The organism is Ruegeria sp. CDSB029, from assembly GCF_059611125.1.
In genome coordinates this window covers 1-16,669 of the sequence record NZ_JBXWOX010000015.1, presented here as the reverse complement: position 1 = coordinate 16,669, position 16,669 = coordinate 1, and the positions used below count along the sequence as shown (strand labels likewise).

Genomic DNA, 16,669 nt, shown 5'->3' with positions numbered 1-16,669 from the left:
GAGGGAAGCATGAAAATCAGGCGCATTTCATCTGGCGGAGAATTCGAGGCCAAAATCGGCTATTGTCGTGCTGTGGTTGCAAATGGTTTCGTCTTTGTCGCCGGGACTTGCGCCCAAGGTGACAACGTGCCGGAGGACATTGTAGGGCAGTGCAAGTCGTCCTTGGAGGCGATTGGAAAAGCGCTGGCCGAGGCTGGAGTCGGTTTTGCGGACGTAGTTCGGGTCAATTACTATTTGCCGGACATGAATGAGTTCGAACTTTGCTGGCCGTTGTTGGTAGAAGCTTTTGGTGACAACCCACCGGCAGCGACGGTGATCGAATGCAATCTCATAACACCCGAGGACCGCATCGAAATCGAAGTGACCGCGGCTCTGCCGCAATAGAGGGTGCGGTTTTTGTGACACTGGACCTTAGCCCGCCTTTGGTCCATATCTGCGGGTACAGAAATGCCGGAGGCAGCTGATGGGAATCCTAAACAGTCTTTTGCGGGCCGTGACCTGGTGGAACGGATCCACATTGAACACGCAGATTTACACATCGCGTAAGGGTATCAAGGTCGGTGAAGACGACGAAGGCAACGTGTTCTATCACAATGCCGACGACAGCAGACGCTGGGTTATTTTCAATGGTGAGGCCGAGGCAAGCCGAGTTGACCCCGATTGGCATGGCTGGCTGCACCGCACCTGGGATGAGCCGCCGACGGACAAACCGCTGAAACACAAATCCTGGGAAAAACCGCATCAGGAAAATCTGACAGGCTCTGCTTTGGCTTATGCACCAGCAGGTTCTTTGCGCCGCCCGGACCCGGTCGAGCGTAAGGACTACGAGGCCTGGAGCCCGGAATAACACGAGGCGAGCAATGTCGAGTTATAATGCAACCGAAGTTCTGGTCGGTGGGGTCGTCTTAGCCTGTGCCGTCGCATTTGGCGTTTACGCCAGCCAATCCACCGGCCTGTCGCAAAGCAGTGGCGGCTATGAACTGGGCGCCTCTTTCCGTTCCTTAGAAGGGGTAGGCGTCGGCACTGACGTACGCCTTGCTGGTGTCAAGATCGGCACTGTAACCGGTGTAGACCTGAATCCCGAAACCTATCGCGCCGATACCACCTTCTCGATCTCTGACGGAATTCTGGTGCCGGACGACAGCGCGATTGTCATCTCATCCGAAGGGCTGTTGGGCGGCAACTTTGTCGAGGTTATGCCGGGTGGTTCGCCTTTCTACTTTGAAGCGGGCGATCAAGTCGAAGATACGCAAGGTGCCGTCAGTCTGATTTCCCTGCTGGTCAAGTTTGTGGCCGGGGACGGAAGCGAATGAAGCGATTTGCCCTGATTGTAGCGTTGCTGGTCGCGACGGGGGCCACGGCCCAGCAAAAAGCCCAATCCGGTCCTGGCGCAATGCTGCGTGGTCTGGACAAGGTCAGCGGTCAGACCGTCGATGTTGAAATGCGGAATGGTCAGACACTGCCGGTTTTTGGGTTGGATGTGGCCTTGGGCGATTGCCGCTATCCAGCGGACAACCCGACCGGTGATGCGTTTGCCTACCTGACGATCTGGGAAAAAGGCGGGACAGATCAACTGTTTGACGGCTGGATGATTGCCACGTCGCCCGCGCTGAACGCGCTGGACCATGCGCGTTATGACGTCTGGGTGATGCGCTGTATCACTGCGTCCGGTGACTGAGGCACTGCTGCCTCGAAATCCGCACTGGCATTGATCGCCTCTTCAAGCGTATTCCGATATTGCGTGCGCGGAATTTCGATCGCCCCCAGAGACGCCAGATGAGCGGTCAGAAATTGCGTATCAAACAGCCGAAATCCGGTTTGGCGCAGGCGGTCCACAAGATAGGCCAGCGCGATTTTCGAGGCATCCTTTCGGCGGGAAAACATGCTTTCGCCGAAAAACGCCGCACCTAGCGAAACGCCGTAGACGCCGCCGACCAGTACATCTTCTTCCCAAACCTCTAGTGAATGGGCCCGACCCGAGAGGTGGAGTTGTTGATAAAGGCGGCGCAACTCGGCATTGATCCAGGTGTCTGCCCGATCGGCGCAGCCGTCGACCACTCCGGCAAAATCTCGGTTGATGCTGATAGCATAACCGGACTTTCGAATGCGGCGTGCAAGGCTGCGCGAGATATGAAAGCCATCTAGCGGAAAAACGCCACGAAACTTGGGATCGACCCAAAACAGTTCCGGGTCATCGCGGTGCTCGGCCATCGGGAAAATTCCGATGGAATAGCCGTGTAGCAATAGTTCCGGGGTCAGGCTCATGCGCGATACTTGGGGACCAGAGCGCAAGCGCCCTCTGGTCCCGTGACATTATTGGGCCATATTCGCCGCAAGCCAGTGTTCCAGCCAATGAATGTTGTAATCACCGTTGTGGATTTCCGGCTCTTGCAGCAATGCATGGAACAGCGGCACGGTTGTATCGATACCGTCCACGATCAGTTCGCCCAATGCGCGATCTAGTCGTGCCAGCGCCTCGGCCCGGTCGCGGCCATGTACGATCAGCTTGGCAATCAGCGAGTCGTAATAGGGTGGAATCGAATACCCATCATACAGCGCCGAATCCATCCGCACACCCAGACCGCCGGGGGCATGAAAGGCCGAGATTCTGCCCGGGCAGGGTGAGAAGTTGGGCAGCTTTTCTGCATTGATCCGGACCTCGATGGCGTGGCCGTTGATCACAAGATCATCCTGACCAAACGACATCGCTTCTCCAGCTGCGACGAGAATTTGTTCGCGCACCAGATCGACGCCAAAGATGCCTTCGGTCACCGGGTGTTCCACCTGCAGGCGGGTGTTCATCTCGATGAAGTAGAACTCGCCGTTCTCATACAAGAACTCGATGGTTCCGGCGCCGATATAGTTGATCTTGGCCACGGCGTCCGCGCAGATTTTACCGATCTTGGCGCGCTCTTCCGGGGTGATGCTGGGGCCGGGTGCCTCTTCAAACACCTTCTGGTGGCGGCGCTGTAGTGAGCAGTCGCGTTCGCCCAGATGTACAGCCTTGCCCTTGCCGTCGCCAAAGACCTGAATCTCAATATGGCGGGGAGTGGTCAGGTATTTCTCGATATAGACCTCGTCATTGCCAAAGGCGGCTTTGCCCTCGGCGCGCGCGGTCATAAATGCGCTTTCCATCTCATCCGCGCTCATCGCGACTTTCATGCCGCGACCGCCGCCGCCAGCGGTGGCTTTGATGATGACGGGATAACCAAATTCCTCGCCGATTTTCTTGGCCGCCTCCAGATCGGGCACGCCGCCGTCGGAACCTGGAACGCAAGGCACACCCAGTGCTTTCATCGTGTCCTTGGCGGTGATCTTGTCGCCCATGACACGGATGTGCTCGGCGGTGGGGCCGATAAAGGTGATGCCGTGATCTTCGACGATCTGCACGAATTCGGCATTCTCGGACAGGAAGCCATAGCCGGGGTGGATCGCTTGTGCCCCAGTGATTTCACAAGCCGAGATGATCGCGGGCACCGACAAGTAGCTTTGCGGGCTGGGCGGAGGGCCGATGCAGACCGATTCGTCCGCCATGCGCACATGCATCGCGTCGCTATCGGCGGTGGAATGGACGGCGACCGTCTTAATCCCCATCTCGCGGGCAGCGCGGATGACCCGCAGGGCGATCTCGCCTCGGTTGGCAATCAGGATCTTGTCGAACATGGGACCGCCTTACTCAACGATGACCAGAGGGGTGCCGAATTCCACCGCATCACCGTCACCGACCAGAATGCGTTTGATGGTTCCGGATTTGGGCGCGTGAATGTGGTTCATGGTTTTCATCGCTTCGACGATCAGCAGAGTATCGCCTTCGGACACCGATGCACCGACGCTGATGAAGGAAGGTGCGCCCGGTTCGGGCTGCATATAAACGGTTCCTACCATGGGCGAGGTGACAGCGCCCGGGTGGCTGGCCGGATCTTCCTGTGCCGCTGGGGCTTCGACAGGTGCAGCGGCTGCTGCCACGGGTGCTGGCGCCGCTGCCGGTACGGCCATCTGAACAGGGGCGGGCGCGACCTGCGACATACGGCTGACGCGGACATTCAAACTGTCGTCGTCACCATATTCGCGCATGACTTCCAGTTCGGTCAGGTCATTTTCGCGCAGCAGTTCGGCCAGTGCCTTGATGAATGCCACATCCGCTTCGTGTTTGGTATCTGTCATGAGTGTCCTCGACGGTTCCCCTTTGGCCCGTCTGTTCTCGCGGGCTTTGGTCTGATTACGCAGCGTTATAAGCTATGCGCACGGTCATGAAAAGCGCAGTCTCGGCATGTCAGATGGGGGTTTTGCCCAATATTTCGAGGGGGAAACGGATTAGAGGGGCATGCCTGAGAGTTTTGCCACAAGTTCCGGTAGTTTGCGTGCGCCGAACTTCTCCAGCAAACGGGCGCGGTAAGCTTCGATTGTGCGATAGCTCAGCCCCAGCTCGACGCCGATTTCCTTGGCGGACAGACCTCGGCAGGACATGATCGCAACTTCGCGTTCGCGGGTTGTCAGTTCGACCAGCGGGCGGTCTTCGGAGATGTCGGAAAAGCTCCAGATGCCATGGCGAAACGGGTCGTCCGGTGTCAGGGATCGTCCGCGTGCACGGCACCAGAACAAGTCCCCGTCGCGTCGGCGCATGACCCGTTCGTCTGTGTAATATCCTGTGTCCTGCATCGCTTTCAGGCCTCGCTGTCCGATCCTCTCCCAATCCGCGACCGAGGGGTAGAGGTGCAGCAGAGGCATATTGCGATACTCTGCCTCTTCGCCGCCAAAGGTGCGGGCGAATTGCAAATTGCAGCGTCGGATGATGCGGTTTTCCAACTCGACCAATCCGATAGGGGCATATTCGAAAGCTGGATCGCTCATCCGGCTATCGTGCAAGGAATTCGGGAAAATTAGAAGAGGGTGGATGCAGATTTGGCAGATTGGGCACCGATTGCTGGGGTGGAAGGTAAGGGCTATCCGTAAACACAGTTGTGAATGCTGTAAACGGACTATGAAAATTGGCCTTTAAGCTATAGAAATTTAATGGGAGTTTTGAAAAGAATGGATCGAATTGGGTGATGGAACATGCGCGACACGCTGACGGGTAGCCGCATTCGCGAGCGACGCCAAATCTCAGGTCTGCGGCAGGCCGAGCTTGCGCGTCAAGTTGGGATCTCGGCGTCTTACTTGAATTTGATCGAACACAATCGCCGCCGGATCGGGGGCAAGCTGCTGGTGGATATCGCCAATGCGCTGTCTGTTGAGCCTTCGCTGCTCACCCAAGGGATTGAGGCTACGCTGATTTCGGCGCTGCGCGAGGCTGCTGCAGATGCGGTTGGACAACAGGCCGAAGTGGATGCGCTGGAAGAGTTCGCAGGCCGGTTTCCCGGGTGGGCCGGAGTTCTGGCGCAGATGCATCGCCGGGTCGTCTCACTTGAGCGCACGGTTGAAACCCTGTCCGACCGACTGACGCATGATCCACATCTTGCCGCGTCGATGCACGAGGTGCTGTCAACGGCCGCTGCCATTCGTTCAACGGCAGGGATTCTGGCCGACACGCAGGAAATCGAGCCCGAGTGGCGCGATCGGTTTCACCGCAACCTGCACCAGGATGCTGAAAGGCTTGCTGACAGTTCCAAGTCTCTGGTGGCATATTTGGATGATTCTGACGCGGCCGACGACCGTCGCGGTGTGCCCTCGGAGGATGCTGAGGCTTTTTTTCAAGCCAACAGCCACCATTTCCCGCAGATCGAAGCAGGCGGAAGCGGTGCGGACATTGACCTGAGCGCGATTGAATCGGCGGCAGCGCGGACTGTGACCAAGGGATATCTGGATACCTACGCCGCAGATGTCAGAGCCATGCCCCTGGACGACGTGCAGAAGGCTCTGACCGAGGCCGAGCCTGATCCGCTGGCTCTGGCGGCACGGTTTTCAGTAGATATCCCGACAGTCCTGCGGCGGCTGGCTACATTGCCCGAAGGATATCTAGGGCGGCCCACCGGGCTGGTGGTCTGTGACGCGTCCGGCAGTATCCTGTTCAGTAAATCCGTGCCGGGTTTCGCCATGCCACGCTTTGGCGAAGCCTGTCCGTTCTGGCCCATCTTTCAGGCGCTGAACAGACCATTGGTTCCGATCCGCAAACGTGTCGTGCAATTGGGGCGAACGGCGGCCGAGTTCGACTGCTATGCCTACGCGTGGCCGCAGGCGGTTTCAGGATATGACGATGCGCCCGCCTATCATTCAGTCATGCTTGTCCGAGCGGTGGAAGAGGGGGCTCCGAGCGCGCAATCCGTGACCCGGGTCGGCCCAAGCTGCCGGGTCTGTCCGAATGACGCCTGCGCATCGCGCCGCGAGCCGTCGATTTTGAGCGAAGGTTTTTGACAGTTTCCTGACAGAAGGCTTAAGCTGACGCCGACAGGTTCACGGACAGAACCTGTCATGGGGAGGGATGGAACATATGAGCCGCAAGGTTCTGTTAATTGAGGATGAGCCCAACATCGCTGAGGCCATTCGATTTTTGCTGACCCGCGAGGGATGGCACGTTGAAACGCACGCAGAAGGGTCGGATGCGATAGAAGTCATCCAGGGCGCAAATCCTGATCTGGTCATACTGGACGTTATGCTGCCCGGCAAAAGCGGGATGGAGATTTTGCGCAACCTGCGCGAGCTTGAGGGCATGCAGCATTTGCCCGTTTTGATGCTGACCGCGCGCGGGCAATCGCGCGACCGGGAAATGGCCGAAAATGCCGGGGTCAGCCGCTTTATGACCAAACCGTTTTCCAACGCCGAAGTGCTGACAGCGGTGCGAGACCTGCACGCGCAGGCAACGCGGTCATGAACTCGGGCGAAGATCGCAAACCCCAAGGGGTCCGGCCTTCGCTATTTCTCGAGCGTCAGAGCTATCGCCGCCGCAGGTTGATGGATGCCGCGCGCTTATTGCCTATTCTGGGGGCCGCTCTTGTTGCCATTCCCTTGCTGTGGCCAAGCCAAGGCTCATCTGAAGATGGTGTGCCGCTGTCTTCAGCAATTCTGTATATCTTCACGTGCTGGGCTTTGCTGATAGCAATCAGTCTGATCTTTGGATTTGCAGCCAGACGAATGGTTGCAAGTGACGATGCCGAGGCAGCGTCGGATTGATGGCCACACTAAACGTTCTGATCCTGGTTTGCCTCGGCTATGTCGTTCTGTTGTTCGGGGTGGCTTTTGTCGCTGACCGGATGGCGGCCGCCGGCCGAGGGGCGTGGTTGCGGTCTCCGCTGATCTATACATTGTCACTGTCGATCTATTGCACGGCGTGGACCTTTTATGGCGCGGTCGGAAACGCTGCGCGGTCCGGGTTAGAGTTCGTCACGATTTACCTTGGGCCGACGCTGGTGATGCTCAGCTGGTGGTGGGGGTTGCGCAAGCTCGTGCGGGTAGGCCGCACCCAGCGGGTAACCTCCATCGCGGACCTGATTTCGTCGCGATACGGAAAATCCAACACGCTGGCCATTTGCGTGACCATTCTGGCCGTTTTGGGTGGAACGCCTTACATCGCGTTGCAGCTGCAATCCATTACCCTATCTTTTTCCATCTTTGCCGAGGCCGATCCCTCGGGCCTCTACCGAGAAGGTTCCAGTGTGTTTTGGGTAGCTGCGGGCCTGGCGGTGTTTGCAATCCTGTTTGGTACTCGAAACCTGGATGCGAATGAGCGTCACCACGGCGTGGTCACCGCCATTGCGTTGGAATCGGTCGTCAAACTGTTTGCCTTGCTTGCGGTTGGTGTCTTCGTGGTTTGGGGCATTGCGGGTGGGATTGGCCCGATGATGGATCGCATCGATGCCTCGGAAATCGGGCAATGGAACGTGGATGCCGGACGTTGGACGACCTTCATTTTCCTCTCGGCCGCCGCATTCATCTGTTTACCGCGGATGTTTCAGGTGATGGTGGTAGAGAACGCGGATGAGGGGCACCTCAGAACCGCTGCCTGGGCTTTCCCGTTATATCTGCTGTTGATGAGCCTGTTTGTGGTGCCCATCGCCGTCGTGGGGCTGGATTTGATGCCCGAAGGCTCGAACCCTGACCTGTTTGTGCTGACGGTGCCCTTGTCGCAGGGGAACGACTGGCTGGCGATGCTGTCGTTTATCGGCGGGTTTTCCTCGGCCACGTCCATGGTCATCGTGACGGCAATGGCGCTGTCGACCATGGTGTCGAACCATCTGGTCATGCCGATCTGGCTAAGCACGCAAGGGGGCGCGGGTTCAGTCTCGGGGGACGTGCGCAACGTGGTGCTGATGGCGCGGCGCGTGTCCATCGCGGTCATCATGGCGCTAGGTTACTATTATTACCGCTTGTCGGGCGGTGGGGCGGCGCTGGCGTCGATCGGGCTGGTGGCCTTTGCGGGCATTTCCCAGATCCTGCCAGCGCTGGTTGGTGGGTTGTTCTGGCGCGGGGCCACGCGCACCGGAGCGCTCGTTGGGCTGACGGTTGGATTCGTGCTGTGGATCTACACCTTGTTACTGCCGGGGATGGGGGGCGCGATAATGCCCGACTCGGTACTGCAAAACGGCCCCTTCGGGTGGGGCTGGTTGCGGCCGAGGGCCCTGTTCGGGATCGAAGGAATGGACCCCATGGTCCACTCGGTCATGTGGTCATTGGCGTTGAACACGGCTGCGTTCTGCGCTGCGTCCTTGCTGAGTTTCCCAAGCCCGTTGGAGCGTCTGCAGGGCGCGCAGTTCGTCAATGTTTTTGACCACTCGGTCTCACCTGCTGGCTGGACCGGGTCGGTGGCGCAAAGCGAAGACCTGATGATCATGACACAGCGCATTCTGGGCTCTGGCCCGGCGCAGGAGTTCTTTCAGCACGAGGCCGAAGCACAGGGTGGACGGACAAGCCTGCCGGAGCCCACGCCGGGATTTTTGGAAAGACTGGAACGTGAACTCAGCGGCTCGGTCGGCGCGGCCACGGCCCATGCGATGATCGGGCAGATTGTCGGTGGATCGTCCGTTTCGGTTGAGGACTTGCTTGCGGTGGCTGACGAGTCGGCGGAACTGTTGGAGTATTCCAGCCAGCTTGAGGCCAAATCCGCCGAGCTCAGCCGTACCGCGCGCCAATTGCGGGAGGCGAATACCAAGCTGACACAGATCTCGGAACAAAAAGACGGGTTCCTTAGTCAGGTCAGCCATGAACTTCGGACGCCGATGACCTCAATCCGAGCCTTTTCCGAGATCATGCGCGATACGGACGGTCTGAGTGCCGAAGAGCAAACGCGCTATGCCGCGATTATCCATGATGAGGCGCTACGTCTGACACGCCTGCTGGATGATTTGCTGGACCTGAGCGTTCTGGAAAGCGGTCGTGTGAGCCTGAATATGGGTGGGGATACCCTTAGTTCGGTCTTGGATCGGGCGGTCTCCAGCGCATTGGCGGGGTCGCATCCAAAACTCAGGATTCGCCGCTCGCGACCGTCCGAGCGTATTCCGTTGAACACGGATCTTGATCGGTTGGGGCAGGTCTTTATCAATCTGATTTCGAACGCGCAGAAATACTGCGACGCGGATGAACCCGTTCTGACCATCTCGGCCCATGATGTCGGGGGGCAGGTCGTCATTGATTTCACCGATAACGGCAGTGGTATCCCGCCCGAAGCGCAATCGATGGTGTTCGAAAAGTTTGCCCGTGTCGGTGGGGACAAGGCGGGTGGCGCTGGTCTGGGGCTGGCGATCTGCCGCGAGATCATGCAGCGTTTGGGCGGCGAGATCAGTTATCTTCCCGGGCAGGGCGGCGCGGCCTTTCGCGTCCGCCTTCCGTTGGCGCACCGGCAAGCTGCGCAATAATGCGAACATAAAGACATTGGTAACCCGCCTCAGGTTAGACCGGATACCAGGTTCAAAAACTCAAATCGGTATCGGGCATGACGCAGTCTGTCAGCACAGCTTTGGCGCGCAAACTTTCGGCAGGACAAGGGGAACAAGGTGAAAAGCCGCGTTCCGTTCTTCGTGCCCTGCGACTGGCCTTTGCGCGAACGGCAGGGGATCGGTTTCAGCTGCCGTTATCGGTGATCGGTGCAAGACAGTCTCTCAAAGCTCAGGACACGCTGGCCGAGGTGGTTGATGCGGACTGGATGCTGTTGCGCCTAGGCAACGCGGACGGGATGTCCGCTGCGATTTGCGCGGATATGGGGGTCGTGTCAGCGATCGTGCAAGTGCAGACAATTGGTGAAGTTATGCCGAGCCCGCCAACAGCGCGGGAGTACACAGATACGGATGCGGCAATGGTGGCGCCGCTGGTCGAAGACGCTTTGATCAGGGCCGTCGCGCTGGTCGATACAGCCGCCGATCAATCCAGTCTTGCCGGTTATGAATTCCGGGCGCGGATGGCGGATCTGCGTTCATTGTCGCTGGCTATGGTCGAAGACGCATATCGCGTGTTTTACCTGACGGTAGAACTTGGCGGCGGGCTACGACAGGGGCAGATCACAGTCCTGTTGCCCGATACACCGTCAGAGCAGGGGGCCGATGATGAAATTCAAGTTGCTGCCGGCCCGAAGCTTGAGCAAGCGTCGGGGGTTGTCCGGGCCGAATTGAATACGGTGATCGGTAGGATGTCAGTGCCATTGGTAACCCTGTCCGGGCTGTCAGTTGGGGATGTCCTTCCGTTGACCGGATCACGGCTGGATCGTGCGGAAATCCTGACAATTGGTCGAACGCGGGCTGCAATTGGACGTTTGGGACAATGCGGAGGAATGCGCGCAGTACGGTTGAACGAATGTGCTTCGGCTGCGGCGCTGGAGCAAGCTGAAATGCCCGAGTTTCTGGAAGCGCGAAGCAGCGCGCCAGTTCCGGACACTCTGAAAGATCCGATGCCAATCGATCCCGCGCATGAGGTCGTACCGATAGATGAAGTGGCATTGAACGAATTGGAGGGCGATCTGGGCTTTGGTAGCCCGGATCAGATGGCGGCCGAGATTTCGCAACTGGCAGGTCTGAAGGGATTGGACGACGTTCCCGATGCAACCTGACCTGAGCGCCAAAGGTCCTTAGCCGTCAGAACCGCGCATATGCTCCAGCGCGGGGCGCAGGTTGTCCAGCATGTAACCTGCCTTGGTTGTGGCCTCGAGGATCTCGTCCGCGCTCATGTGGTCGCACTGACCCAAAGCCCAAACCACCGAGCAGCGCGTGCCCGACGCGCAATAGGCTAAGACGGGGCCAGAGCAGCTTTCAGCCAATTCTCGTTGCAGGGCAACATTGCCGGGCGTCATGGTCTGGTGGGTCAGTTCCAGAACCTCATATTCCATCCCGGCCGCCCGGACAGCCTGTCCGATTGCATCCGACTGCATGGTTGGTGGAACTTCCGTATTCGGACGGTTGCAGATGACCTTAACGAAACCTGCTGCGGCGATGGCTGGGACGTCCTCGACCGTGATTTGGGGCGAGACGGCATAGCGGGGGGTTATTGGTCGAATCTCCATGGCAATTGCTTAGGCCGCGTTTGCGGATCTGTCCAGTTGCGCACCAAGTCCGGGCGCCGCAAACATTCCCGTGATCATCGCAGCCAGAAACACAGCGCCGCCAAGGCCGCCATAGGTGATGGACGCGATAGCGGGTCCGGGACACAGCCCGGACAAGCCCCAGCCCATACCAAACATCACGGAACCGATAATCAGGCGGCGGTCCAGCTCGGGCGGGCTCATCTTAGGAAACTGACCACCGGTCAGCGGTCTGCGGTGGGCAGTCATTCTCCAGGCGATGAGCATCGGCAGGATCGCGCCGCCCATCACAAATGCCAGAGTGGGATCCCAGTTTCCAAACACATCCAGCCACCCCTGAACCTTGGTGGTATCGGTCATGCCCGAAATCAAAAGGCCGGCACCAAACAGAGATCCGGCCAGCATCGATATGAGAACCCGCATCAAATCAGCCCCCATACATGGCGCATCAGGGCAATTGTTGCCCCACCTGCGCCGATATAGATCAACGTCGCGATGATGCCCCTGACAGAGAATCGAGAGATACCGCATACCCCGTGCCCCGAGGTGCATCCATTGGCAATGCGCGTTCCTGCGCCAACCAAAAGGCCGGCGATGACGATCACTGTGAAATTGTCGGTCAGATGGGTCATGGGCGTAGAAGAGAGCAGGGGGCTCAAAATAAGCGGCGTCGCGATGACGCCTGCGATGAAGCTTAGGCGTTCTAACGTGCGGTCACTGCCATCAACCAGCCCGCCAAGAATCCCACTGGCGCCCATGATGCGCCCATTGCCCAGAAGGTAGACTGCAGCGCCCAGCCCGATCAGCAAGCCACCGGCAAGCCCCCAAATCCATTCAATGTACATTCGCTATCCTCAGTTCGCCCGATGGGTCTGCGTCACAACTTGTTGATCGGCACCTTCAGGAACACGTCGCCCTGTTCATCCGCAGGCGGCATCTGCCCGGCCCGCATGTTAACCTGCAAAGACGGCAGGATCAGGCGAGGCATGGGCAGGGTTGCGTCGCGGGCATCGCGCATCTCGACAAATTCCTCGATTGATTTGCCTTGGCCGATATGGACGTTCAGGGCTTTTTGCTCTCCGACTGTTGTCTCCCAGGCAAATTCATCACGCCCCGGAGCTTTGTAGTCATGGCCGACAAAGATTCGTGTCTCATCCGGTAGTGCCAGGATCTTCTGGATCGACTCGAACAGCATTTCCGAAGACCCGCCGGGAAAATCGCACCGCGCGGTGCCGAAATCCGGCATGAACAGCGTGTCACCGACAAAAGCCGCGTCTCCGATCACATATGTCATGCAGGCGGGCGTATGGCCGGGCGTGTGGAAAACATCGCCACGCATCTGCCCAACATGGAAGCTGTCGCCATCGCGGAACAAAGCATCAAACTGACTGCCGTCGCGCTGAAACTCGGTCCCTTCGTTGAAGATTTTCCCGAAAGTTTCCTGGATCGTCACGATCTGTTCACCGATGCCGATTTTTCCGCCCAGTTCCTGCTGCAAATAGGGTGCCGCTGAAAGGTGGTCGGCATGCACATGGCTTTCCAGAATCCACTCGACCCTTAGCTCATTGTCGCGAACATAAGCGACAATCTGATCCGCCGAGTCGGTCTTTGTTCGGCCTGAGGCGTGATCGAAGTCCAGAACGCTGTCGATGATTGCGCAGGCCGTCCCCTCGGGTTCTTGTACGAGGTACGAGACCGTATTGGTGTCAGGGTCGAAAAACGCTTTCACAATTGGTGTCATTTGGCTCTCCGTCAGCGCGCAACTCATCATATATGTTTTTCAGAATATGATGCAACCGGCAATCTTTGATTTGATGCGTGTCAAGGCAAGTTAATCCAATTCCGATTAGAATTTAATCATTCTGCCTTAGGTTGCCGATACCGGGTGGGCGACAGGCAGTTTTCCGCGCGTTTGTTCGCCAGGATAACCAGGTCTTAAAACCGTTACCTATATCGGCGACAGTGAAGGAAATTGGGAGGAATAAAATGTCTGCAAAAAGTTTGTATTCCGAAGCCGAACACCTGGAGCAAAAGCTGCAGAATGCCTGTTTTGAGACCCGGCTTGCGCTTCAGCCCAGTGTAACCAAAGTGATTGATCGGATGCGTCAGGAAGGCATGCACGTGCCATCGCGCCTGCGACACCTGGATGCGGCTTTGTGCGAAGATGTCATCGAGGCGCAGTTCGACAATATGCCGGTCTGAGGCGAAGTGTCAGCTGAACGAGATTCCCAAGATCACCAGCATCAGGCCAATCACCGAAAGAAAAAGCGACGCCAGATTCCACGGCAGGACGCTTTGAACGGCGGCGCGCAATTCATCGTCCGACAGGCCGGATTTGCGCGCTTTCATCACACGCAGGATACACCAAACCAGACCCAGCAGGCCTGCAAGTGACAGGGCGGCACCGCCCCAGGTGATGATTTCGAACATGGTTCCCCACATTTTCCGCAAATCCTGGTTGCGCTTAGCGGATCGACTGACCGCGCACAAGCCCATCGAGGATTGGATGCTTGCAGCTCACGCGGCGGCAATGTATCCGGCTAACTGCCGTTGCTAATGCATCAGATCGCAGCCTTTTGGAGAGATAAATATGGAAGACGTGACCGAAGATCAGGCCGCCGCCAACTACCGTGTGACAGCGGGCGAGCTGCGTCAGTTCGTGGAACGGATCGAACGCCTGGATGCCGAGAAAAAGGATCTGGCGGAGCAGCAGAAAGAGGTCATGGCCGAAGCCAAAGCCCGCGGTTACGACACAAAGGTGATGCGCAAGGTCATCGCGCTGCGCAAACGCGACAAGGACGATATCGCCGAAGAAGAGGCGGTTCTTGAAATGTATAAGGAAGCGTTGGGCATGTGAGCCGCGCCTGGGGTTAGGGTTTCAGGACCTTTACCCCGGCCATCGTTTCCAACCTGGTCAGATCCTGCTCGTACAGTTCGGAAAATGCGTCGATGATCTCGTCGCTCCAGCCGGGCAGGTCCAGTTCTTCTTCCATTTTGTCCGGCTGAGCATGGTTTGCCAGAATGTCTGCAAGAACGTCACGGGTCTCAGCCTGTGAAAGCGTCGAAACCTGGTCCAGAATCGCCTGCGCTTGTGACTGACCTTCTTCGGTCAGCAGTGAGATCAGCAGGTCATACTCATCTTTGATCGTGGCGTCCGCAGCAAGCCCGCCGACGCTGCGCACAACGTCCCCCCACAGCAGCGGGATGTCCTCATTGCACCACAGGGTGATCTGCACTGCGGGGGCAAAGTCGCGAACATCTTCGATCATCTCAACCCAGCTGAGGTGACTAAGATCATTGTTGCGGATCACGTCCTCGCGCGCCTGTTCCGCTAAAGACATCAGGTATTTCGGGATAAAACTGCCGGGGTTCCTGAGCGCCAGAAACAATTCTAACTGACAATCGCTAAAGGCCTCTTCCAGAACAGACACTCGTTTGCCCGCGAAGGGATAGAATTGCCCGTCCGCGAGCACCGAATCTTTCTCACCAATGAAACCCTCACTGGAAAAAATGGCTCGCGCTACCTCTGGTTGGATCGGCAGATTGCTCCGGATGCGTTCAATCTCATCTGGCAACGGCGGTCGTGTATTTAGTGCTTGGAATGCCGGTTTGAATACTTGCCGGTAACGACGAGGGCCAAAATAAGAAACTCTATTTTGGGCCAGAGCGGCTCCATTGGTTTGCAACGATCTGAGCAGCCGCCCTTCATCGGTAAAAGCTGCGCCTGCGTGGATAGCAACCTGCATGATTGGTTCTTGTCCTTGCATTCCTGAACCTGCCTGTCGAGTTACAGGCTGTGCTGGGGACAGTCAAATATTGCCCCCCACCTAAAGGTGATCGGTCACGTCACAAGGAAAATTCAAAATCCCTAAGTTTGGATGAAAATTGAGGCTTGCAGTCCGTCAAAAGAGAAAGTAATCGACACCCAGCGCCCCTATAGCTCAGATGGTAGAGCAACTGATTTGTAATCAGTAGGTCCGCGGTTCGAGTCCGTGTGGGGGCACCATTCAAGCTATTAATAATAAGGGTAAAATGCTGGAGAAGTGTCTGGCGTTGTTCAGCGCGACATATGGCGTGTCAGTCTGATGTCAGTCGCCGCGACTTAATTCATTCCACAAGATTCGCTCGGCAAGCAATAATCCAGAAGTCGCGCCTAAAATGGCCAGACGCAGGCCGCCGAAATTGAAATGACTTACCAAAGCCGCAACTTGCCAAAAGCATCAAGATGCTGTCGCATCCTTTGCAGAGATTTTCAATCGTCAGTAAGGTTGCTTTCAACGACAAGAGTTTCCAAGTGTTCGTGTAGGGCTTGAAGTTGATTATCCTTGTGGAAACAGTCGAGCATTGTGACTCGCACACCGCCAGCCCCTTTGCTGCGTCCCTGAATGGTAGTCACTATTCCTTCCCAACGTTCTTCGTCGTATTGCTTTAAAAACAGGGTTCCTAAGAAGCGGCTCACGGCAATAGATTTATCCGTTAAAACAATTTGAGGGTCGCTGAAGTCAGTCGAACCTATCCATTTCCAATGTTCCATCAGCTCGTTTACGTTAACTGAGAAATTGCCACTAACTGACGCAATAAAGTGGCTTTGGTCTTCAAAGTGATCAGACAAAGACACTCCGACGCCTATATGCGGGCGCTCAGAAAACTCATAAGTAAGTGCCAGAGTGCTTCCTACCTTAGGAGAGTCCGATGTGATGTTGGTATAGCTCACCGCCCCGTTCTTCATGCCAGACCACGAGTTGTGCAGCACCTTGCAATTGAAAGTTCCGATTTCAGCATTTACGGCTGTCGTCAAACCAGACAGTGCCAATGCCGCTGCGCCAATTATCCGTTTCATCGTTGTCTCGTCACTTAATATGTGAATGCGACCGCGAAGTAGACCGTACTTCATGTCAGTGCTAGTGATTTGTCGCCAACACTATGTTTATGCCTGCCAAAACTTGCGTCTTTCGCCAAACATTCAAGTGCTTTAGAATTTTGACCAAGGTTTAGGGGCTAGGAAAGTGTTTTGGTTACCTCTCGCAGGACTAAAGTCCTTTGAGCAGCCTCATCTGACTGGTCCAAGTTGATTGTTAGTGCATGATCGGTCTGTGATCCATCGGGATGATGGTTTCGGGCGCTGGCGGGCGATAGCCCAGTGCACTGTGGGGGCGTTTTGTGTTGTAGTGTCTCCTCCATTTTTCGATCAGAATTTGAGCTTCGCGCAGGCTGTAGAAGATCTCTCCGTTG

Annotated in this window: 23 protein-coding genes and 1 tRNA gene; 12 read left to right on the top strand and 12 right to left on the bottom strand. The window is 57.0% G+C overall.

What is annotated here, in order from left to right; translation table 11 throughout:
- Nucleotides 1-9 precede the first annotated feature (9 nt).
- From AC2FI8_RS16790 to AC2FI8_RS16775, 4 genes are all read left to right on the top strand, one after another.
- The gene (locus AC2FI8_RS16790; protein ID WP_496736832.1) at nucleotides 10-384 is read left to right on the top strand and encodes a RidA family protein; all 375 of its coding nucleotides are present in this window, start codon (nucleotides 10-12) and stop codon (nucleotides 382-384) included.
- 79 nt (nucleotides 385-463) lie between these two features.
- The gene (locus AC2FI8_RS16785; RefSeq protein ID WP_058272199.1) at nucleotides 464-847 is read left to right on the top strand and encodes an NADH:ubiquinone oxidoreductase subunit NDUFA12; all 384 of its coding nucleotides are present in this window, start codon (nucleotides 464-466) and stop codon (nucleotides 845-847) included.
- A 13-nt stretch (nucleotides 848-860) separates the two neighbouring features.
- Nucleotides 861-1,313 carry an outer membrane lipid asymmetry maintenance protein MlaD gene (gene mlaD / locus AC2FI8_RS16780; RefSeq protein WP_058272198.1) on the top strand — a complete coding sequence of 151 codons (453 nt, stop codon included), beginning with the start codon at nucleotides 861-863 and terminating at the stop codon, nucleotides 1,311-1,313.
- On the top strand, nucleotides 1,310-1,678 hold the full coding sequence (locus AC2FI8_RS16775) for a DUF2155 domain-containing protein (RefSeq protein ID WP_496736833.1): 369 nt from the start codon (nucleotides 1,310-1,312) through the stop codon (nucleotides 1,676-1,678). Before mlaD ends, AC2FI8_RS16775 begins: the two co-directional genes overlap by 4 nt.
- Here the strand turns inward: AC2FI8_RS16775 and aat are convergent.
- The 4 genes from aat to AC2FI8_RS16755 form a co-directional block, all read right to left on the bottom strand.
- Nucleotides 1,633-2,265 (bottom strand): leucyl/phenylalanyl-tRNA--protein transferase, encoded by a 633-nt coding sequence (gene aat, locus AC2FI8_RS16770; RefSeq protein WP_496736835.1) that lies wholly within the window; start codon nucleotides 2,263-2,265, stop codon nucleotides 1,633-1,635. The two genes, AC2FI8_RS16775 and aat, sit on opposite strands and share 46 nt — an antisense overlap.
- Nucleotides 2,266-2,313: 48 nt before the next feature.
- Complete coding sequence (accC, locus tag AC2FI8_RS16765; RefSeq protein ID WP_496780235.1) at nucleotides 2,314-3,663, bottom strand: acetyl-CoA carboxylase biotin carboxylase subunit; 1,350 nt, start codon at nucleotides 3,661-3,663, stop codon at nucleotides 2,314-2,316.
- A 9-nt stretch (nucleotides 3,664-3,672) separates the two neighbouring features.
- Nucleotides 3,673-4,164: an acetyl-CoA carboxylase biotin carboxyl carrier protein gene (accB, locus tag AC2FI8_RS16760; protein ID WP_058272194.1), complete on the bottom strand. Its 492-nt coding sequence runs from the start codon at nucleotides 4,162-4,164 to the stop codon at nucleotides 3,673-3,675.
- A 150-nt stretch (nucleotides 4,165-4,314) separates the two neighbouring features.
- Entirely contained in the window at nucleotides 4,315-4,851 is a 537-nt protein-coding gene (locus AC2FI8_RS16755) for a LuxR C-terminal-related transcriptional regulator (protein ID WP_058272193.1), read from the bottom strand.
- 204 nt (nucleotides 4,852-5,055) lie between these two features.
- On the opposite strand from AC2FI8_RS16755, the gene AC2FI8_RS16750 reads away from it, so the two are divergent.
- The 5 genes from AC2FI8_RS16750 to AC2FI8_RS16730 all read left to right on the top strand — a co-directional run bounded on the left by AC2FI8_RS16750 (nucleotide 5,056) and on the right by AC2FI8_RS16730 (nucleotide 10,969).
- Entirely contained in the window at nucleotides 5,056-6,351 is a 1,296-nt protein-coding gene (locus AC2FI8_RS16750) for a helix-turn-helix domain-containing protein (protein ID WP_496775045.1), read from the top strand.
- Between the two features lie 76 nt (nucleotides 6,352-6,427).
- Complete coding sequence (locus AC2FI8_RS16745; protein ID WP_113788253.1) at nucleotides 6,428-6,808, top strand: response regulator transcription factor; 381 nt, start codon at nucleotides 6,428-6,430, stop codon at nucleotides 6,806-6,808.
- A complete protein-coding gene (locus AC2FI8_RS16740) occupies nucleotides 6,805-7,107 on the top strand; it encodes a hypothetical protein (RefSeq protein ID WP_496780233.1) in 303 nt (100 codons plus the stop codon). The genes AC2FI8_RS16745 and AC2FI8_RS16740 overlap by 4 nt, the downstream gene beginning before the upstream one ends.
- Nucleotides 7,107-9,785 (top strand): ATP-binding protein, encoded by a 2,679-nt coding sequence (locus AC2FI8_RS16735; protein WP_496780232.1) that lies wholly within the window; start codon nucleotides 7,107-7,109, stop codon nucleotides 9,783-9,785. Before AC2FI8_RS16740 ends, AC2FI8_RS16735 begins: the two co-directional genes overlap by 1 nt.
- A gap of 77 nt (nucleotides 9,786-9,862) precedes the next feature.
- Nucleotides 9,863-10,969 carry a FliM/FliN family flagellar motor C-terminal domain-containing protein gene (locus tag AC2FI8_RS16730; protein WP_496780230.1) on the top strand — a complete coding sequence of 369 codons (1,107 nt, stop codon included), beginning with the start codon at nucleotides 9,863-9,865 and terminating at the stop codon, nucleotides 10,967-10,969.
- An 18-nt stretch (nucleotides 10,970-10,987) separates the two neighbouring features.
- Here the strand turns inward: AC2FI8_RS16730 and AC2FI8_RS16725 are convergent, their stop codons facing one another.
- From AC2FI8_RS16725 to AC2FI8_RS16710, 4 genes are read right to left on the bottom strand one after another with little or no spacing between them, the layout of a single operon-like run.
- The gene (locus AC2FI8_RS16725) at nucleotides 10,988-11,419 is read right to left on the bottom strand and encodes a protein tyrosine phosphatase family protein (protein WP_108861797.1); all 432 of its coding nucleotides are present in this window, start codon (nucleotides 11,417-11,419) and stop codon (nucleotides 10,988-10,990) included.
- Between the two features lie 9 nt (nucleotides 11,420-11,428).
- Nucleotides 11,429-11,860: a DUF6691 family protein gene (locus AC2FI8_RS16720; protein WP_496768238.1), complete on the bottom strand. Its 432-nt coding sequence runs from the start codon at nucleotides 11,858-11,860 to the stop codon at nucleotides 11,429-11,431.
- Nucleotides 11,860-12,282: a YeeE/YedE family protein gene (locus AC2FI8_RS16715; protein WP_496768240.1), complete on the bottom strand. Its 423-nt coding sequence runs from the start codon at nucleotides 12,280-12,282 to the stop codon at nucleotides 11,860-11,862. The genes AC2FI8_RS16720 and AC2FI8_RS16715 overlap by 1 nt, the downstream gene beginning before the upstream one ends.
- A gap of 32 nt (nucleotides 12,283-12,314) precedes the next feature.
- A complete protein-coding gene (locus AC2FI8_RS16710) occupies nucleotides 12,315-13,178 on the bottom strand; it encodes an MBL fold metallo-hydrolase (protein WP_496780228.1) in 864 nt (287 codons plus the stop codon).
- Between the two features lie 245 nt (nucleotides 13,179-13,423).
- Between AC2FI8_RS16710 and AC2FI8_RS16705 the strand changes: the two genes are divergently transcribed.
- On the top strand, nucleotides 13,424-13,639 hold the full coding sequence (locus tag AC2FI8_RS16705; RefSeq protein WP_496726068.1) for a hypothetical protein: 216 nt from the start codon (nucleotides 13,424-13,426) through the stop codon (nucleotides 13,637-13,639).
- A gap of 9 nt (nucleotides 13,640-13,648) precedes the next feature.
- Here the strand turns inward: AC2FI8_RS16705 and AC2FI8_RS16700 are convergent, their stop codons facing one another.
- On the bottom strand, nucleotides 13,649-13,867 hold the full coding sequence (locus AC2FI8_RS16700) for a hypothetical protein (protein WP_058272186.1): 219 nt from the start codon (nucleotides 13,865-13,867) through the stop codon (nucleotides 13,649-13,651).
- Between the two features lie 160 nt (nucleotides 13,868-14,027).
- Between AC2FI8_RS16700 and AC2FI8_RS16695 the strand changes: the two genes are divergently transcribed.
- Nucleotides 14,028-14,294, top strand: coding sequence for a DUF2312 domain-containing protein (locus AC2FI8_RS16695; protein WP_058272185.1), 267 nt, complete (start codon nucleotides 14,028-14,030; stop codon nucleotides 14,292-14,294).
- Nucleotides 14,295-14,307: 13 nt separating this feature from the next.
- Here the strand turns inward: AC2FI8_RS16695 and AC2FI8_RS16690 are convergent, their stop codons facing one another.
- Complete coding sequence (locus tag AC2FI8_RS16690; protein ID WP_496780226.1) at nucleotides 14,308-15,183, bottom strand: hypothetical protein; 876 nt, start codon at nucleotides 15,181-15,183, stop codon at nucleotides 14,308-14,310.
- Between the two features lie 184 nt (nucleotides 15,184-15,367).
- Here AC2FI8_RS16690 and AC2FI8_RS16685 point away from each other — a divergent pair.
- Nucleotides 15,368-15,443 (top strand) — tRNA-Thr (locus AC2FI8_RS16685).
- A gap of 246 nt (nucleotides 15,444-15,689) precedes the next feature.
- On the opposite strand, the gene AC2FI8_RS16680 is transcribed toward AC2FI8_RS16685, so the two are convergent.
- Nucleotides 15,690-16,277 (bottom strand): hypothetical protein, encoded by a 588-nt coding sequence (locus tag AC2FI8_RS16680; protein ID WP_496780224.1) that lies wholly within the window; start codon nucleotides 16,275-16,277, stop codon nucleotides 15,690-15,692.
- Nucleotides 16,278-16,512: 235 nt separating this feature from the next.
- On the bottom strand, nucleotides 16,513-16,669 hold a 157-nt coding region (locus tag AC2FI8_RS16675; RefSeq protein WP_496780323.1), incomplete at its 5' end, for an integrase core domain-containing protein.